The organism is Jingyaoa shaoxingensis (assembly GCF_014385005.1).
Lineage (GTDB): Bacteria > Bacillota > Clostridia > Lachnospirales > Lachnospiraceae > Marvinbryantia > Marvinbryantia shaoxingensis.
In genome coordinates, this window is record NZ_JACRSZ010000041.1 from 1 (window position 1) to 4,004 (window position 4,004).

Genomic DNA, 4,004 nt, shown 5'->3' on the forward strand with positions numbered 1-4,004 from the left:
AAGATTTATGTCAGTTTGTTTTGAGACTGTAAATATTATTATGAAGAGCCGTATGCGGGAAAGCCGCACGTACGGTTCTGTGAGGGGCTTACATTGTGAGGTGTAAGTCTACTCGACTGAGGAGGAGCGTGGATAGAAATGCTTTGGCTTTCCATGGCAGTATTGTCTGCCTTTTTTTCAGGGCTGACCTCAGTGTTAGCTAAATGTGGCATTAAAAAAACAGATTCGGATATAGCAACCGCACTGCGTACCATTGTCGTTTTGCTTTTTTCATGGGTCATGGTATTCATTGTCGACTCGGCAAATACGATAACAGCGATAACGCCGAAGTCTTTGATTTTTTTAATTCTATCCGGACTTGCAACTGGTTCATCCTGGATGTGCTATTTTAAGGCATTGGCAATAGGAGATGTCAATAAAGTCGTTCCGATTGACAAATCAAGTACCGTCCTTACGGTTCTTCTTGCAATCATTCTCTTCAAAGAAACCAATCATCTTGCTGTCAAACTGATCGGCACGACGCTGCTTGCCGCAGGTGTGTTTCTGATGATCGAAAAGAAGAATTCCGGTGCGAAAAACGAAAGATCCTTGTGGCTGCCGTATGCGATCGGTTCTGCCTTGTTTGCGGCACTGACATCGATCCTTGCCAAAGTAGGGATCAGCAATGTGGAGTCGAATCTCGGTACGGCAATTCGCACTAGTGTTGTATTGGCGATGGCATGGATCATCGTGTTCATGAAAGGCAAACAATCGCAAGTAAAAAACATTGACAAAACAGAGCTTGTGTTTATTGCTCTTTCCGGACTTGCCACGGGAGGTAGCTGGCTCTGCTATTATTATGCGATACAAAATGGCATCGTCAGCGTCGTTGTCCCGATCGATAAGTTGAGTATCTTGATATCGATCAGCTTCTCATACTTTGTATTCAAAGAAAAGCTCACGAAGAAGGCGTTTGCCGGTCTTTTGCTGATGGTTTGCGGTACGCTGGCAATGGCGATTTGGGCATAGAAAAATTCTGAATTTAATTTCGATATCTAATTGGGTACTGCCAGGGACAGTAAAAAAGCCACAAACACCGTCCCCATTATTTCAGACCATGAGAGGGTGGGGAAACTGATATTTATAACTTTGAATTAGGAGGCTATCGGAAATGACTGAAAGAGAAAAAATGCTAAGTGGAGAGTTGTACGATCCAACGGATAAAGAATTGGAGCAATTACGCCTGAATGCACGTAAATTAGCAAGAAAATACAATTCGACAGATGAAGATGATCAAGAAGAACAAGTACAGATATTGAGGAAATTATTGCCAGCAACAGAGGAACTTCCCTATTTACAGGCGCCTGTTTATTTTGATTACGGATGCAATACGTTCTTTGGAAAATTCAGCTCTGCTAATTTTAACTTTACATGTTTAGATGTATGTGAAATACATATAGGTGATAATGTGATGATTGGTCCAAATGTTACATTGGCAACTCCTATGCATCCATTATTACCTGAAGAACGCAATATCAGGATGAGAGAAGATGGCAGCTTTTATAATCTTGAATATGCGAAACCAATAACTATAAAAGATAATTGCTGGCTGGCATCCAATGTGGTTGTTTGCGGTGGTGTCACCATAGGAGAAGGGTGTGTAATTGGTGCAGGGAGTGTTGTAACAAAAGATATTCCGCCGTATAGTTTGGCAGTTGGAAATCCATGCCGGGTCATTCGAAAAATAACTGAGAAAGATCATATGCCAGATGGAATTGAAAAGAATTGAAAAATTTGCAGAGATGACAAGAGGTTCATTTTAGTAAAGAAAATAAAATAATCACAATTAATAACGCCGATGCAGGAATTTTATAATCCTATACCGGCGTTTGTTGTTTACGTGAGAATGTATTTTATGCTTATTTTCCAAATGTATTGCTGGATTTAGCTGCAGCCTTTGCTGCCATGGTGTTGGTGGACTCAAACAAGGAAGTTGTCGGTGCGACCGGACACATCAGTACTCGTCCTGTTCCACGGTAAACATTTACCAGACCTATGATGTTGCTCGGATATGCTTATTATAAAAGAGTTAGCATAGATAGAAAACAATTCGTGCGGAGAAATATAAAGACAGAATTCTCAAAATTCGAGAAATATAAAGAAGCAATTCCTCATGGTGGATGTGTATTATGAAAAATAAATTTGTTATAGTGACAATATCAACAAAAAAGCAGAATATAAATGGGGTGATCAGATGAAAGCAGCACAGAGAATTCGATTAATCCGGATAATAGAAAAGATGGAGAAAAATCCGACATTCAGTAATAAGCTTGGTATAAAGAACATATCTGAATATTTAGCAGAAAAAGAACAGAAAAAATGAAAGACACATGTTAGAATGAGTTTCAGAAGGAGTAAAAAATGTTATCGTTATTATTTTCAATTTGTATGATTTGGTTTGTTGGAAAATTTTTTGTTTTTGGGTTAAGAGCATCCTGGGGAATTATGAAACTACTCTGCACAGTTATTTTCTTCCCGGTAATATTGATTGGTATGGTTGTAGGTGGACTGATGTACATTGCTTTTCCATTATTGATCATTGGTGGCATTATAGCATTGGTGACGTCACATTCATAATGGATCAGGAGGAGAAAACGAATGGGATATGATATTGAAAAAGAAAAAAGAGAAGCAATTGAAGCCGGGCGCAGAGCCTTAAACAGTCTTCAGGCGGCAAAAGAAAATTTAAACAGTGCAAAGAACTGGGGACTGGTAGATATGTTTGGCGGTGGTTTTTTCACTACGATGCTAAAACATTCTAAAATGGATCAGGCCAAGCGGAATATGGAACAGGCAAAGTATGATCTTCGTAATTTCAGTAGAGAATTAAATGATGTAAATATGGCATGTAACTTGAATATCGATACAGGAGATTTTTTTTCTTTTGCGGATTATTTCTTTGATGGCTTTGTTGTGGACTGGGTGGTCCAGGATCGAATCAATCATGCAAAAAGACAGGTAGAAGAAGCAATTCGAAGAACAGAAAGTATCGTCAATCAATTGCAGCGTATGTAAAGGAAAAGGCAATGAGTCAGAAATGGTTCATTGCCTTTCTTGGCGTTATGGATTATTTTAATTTTTCTTTTTCGGCGTTTAAGAGTTCAAGATTAAGCCTCTGTTCTCCGGCTGTTTTATCTACCCAAAGATTCAAAGAGTCTATGGCTAAAGAAATTTCATCAAGTTTTTTACTGATATAAGCAAAATCTTTCATTTCATCATCGCTGATCTTACCGTCACGGGCAATCTGGATCAGACGACCGGTAAGAGGATTGATTTCATTCAGACTGGCAATTGTCTCCAAAATGATATTTGACAGATCGGTCACTTCTACTTCTGGAACATAACGATGGCCGATTTCACATTTGTGAGAGCAATAATAATTGCAAAGATCTGGTCGTTTATAGGCATCTGCCATCTGGAGGATATCATAAGGCGTAGGTTCTTGTGTTTCATATTCAAATTTTTCGATTTTTGAATCAGAGACAGCATCCATTTTTTCACTGGCCTCTGCTCTTGTCAGTCCTGCCGCTTCTCGGCAAAGCTGATAAATTGTTTTGTTTTCCCTGGTGGATTGTTTACCCATGAGAATTTCCTCCCGTATATCGCTAAACATGAGGATTATCAATATTTAAGTTCTCATGCAAGACGTGTATTTCTCGTATAGAGTATATTATACTTGAATTATCAATTAACAACAAGCTCAATAATGAACATGAAGTCAAAAAGAGCGAAAGAGGAAAGAGAGGTTACAGAATGAGAAAAACAAGAATTGATTGTAGAGTAGGAACATTTGAAAAGAAGAATGTATTACCATCAGGGACAGTAAAAAAGCCAAAAACACCGTCCCAATGGCATTAAGTTAAGTAAGATTATGAGAAGTTGGTATCTTTTTTCGATACTAACTTCTCTTTTATTTTCTTGTCACAGATTAAAATCCATGCATAAATCAAAAAAATGTACGACAA

Annotated in this window: 6 protein-coding genes; 5 read left to right on the forward strand and 1 reads right to left on the reverse strand. The window is 38.4% G+C overall.

The genetic code is table 11. The features are described 5' to 3' along the window. Positions 1-138: 138 nt before the first annotated feature. The 5 genes from H8716_RS17255 to H8716_RS17265 all read left to right on the forward strand — a co-directional run bounded on the left by H8716_RS17255 (position 139) and on the right by H8716_RS17265 (position 3,054). On the forward strand, positions 139-1,008 hold the full coding sequence (locus H8716_RS17255; protein WP_249310191.1) for an EamA family transporter: 870 nt from the start codon (positions 139-141) through the stop codon (positions 1,006-1,008). Between the two features lie 142 nt (positions 1,009-1,150). Next, entirely contained in the window at positions 1,151-1,768 is a 618-nt protein-coding gene (locus H8716_RS17260; protein ID WP_249310193.1) for a sugar O-acetyltransferase, read from the forward strand. Between the two features lie 465 nt (positions 1,769-2,233). Then, a complete protein-coding gene (locus H8716_RS17670; RefSeq protein WP_283243199.1) occupies positions 2,234-2,362 on the forward strand; it encodes a hypothetical protein in 129 nt (42 codons plus the stop codon). Positions 2,363-2,484: 122 nt separating this feature from the next. Continuing rightward, positions 2,485-2,616, forward strand: a complete 132-nt coding sequence (locus H8716_RS18110; protein ID WP_255647127.1) for a hypothetical protein — start codon at positions 2,485-2,487, stop codon at positions 2,614-2,616. Positions 2,617-2,637: 21 nt separating this feature from the next. Beyond that, entirely contained in the window at positions 2,638-3,054 is a 417-nt protein-coding gene (locus H8716_RS17265; protein ID WP_249310195.1) for a hypothetical protein, read from the forward strand. Between the two features lie 52 nt (positions 3,055-3,106). Here H8716_RS17265 and H8716_RS17270 read toward each other — a convergent pair whose 3' ends face one another. Next, positions 3,107-3,622, reverse strand: a complete 516-nt coding sequence (locus tag H8716_RS17270) for a helix-turn-helix domain-containing protein (protein WP_249310197.1) — start codon at positions 3,620-3,622, stop codon at positions 3,107-3,109. Positions 3,623-4,004: the final 382 nt, after the last annotated feature.

Excerpts from the sequence above, each read along its gene's own strand:
- H8716_RS17255 (WP_249310191.1), top strand. The coding sequence starts at position 139 with ATGCTTTGGCTTTCCATGGCAGTATTGTCTGCCTTTTTTTCAGGGCTG.
- H8716_RS17260 (WP_249310193.1), top strand. The coding sequence starts at position 1,151 with ATGACTGAAAGAGAAAAAATGCTAAGTGGAGAGTTGTACGATCCAACG.
- H8716_RS17670 (WP_283243199.1), top strand. The coding sequence starts at position 2,234 with ATGAAAGCAGCACAGAGAATTCGATTAATCCGGATAATAGAAAAGATG.
- H8716_RS18110 (WP_255647127.1), top strand. The coding sequence starts at position 2,485 with ATGAAACTACTCTGCACAGTTATTTTCTTCCCGGTAATATTGATTGGT.
- H8716_RS17265 (WP_249310195.1), top strand. The coding sequence starts at position 2,638 with ATGGGATATGATATTGAAAAAGAAAAAAGAGAAGCAATTGAAGCCGGG.
- H8716_RS17270 (WP_249310197.1), bottom strand. The coding sequence starts at position 3,622 with ATGGGTAAACAATCCACCAGGGAAAACAAAACAATTTATCAGCTTTGC.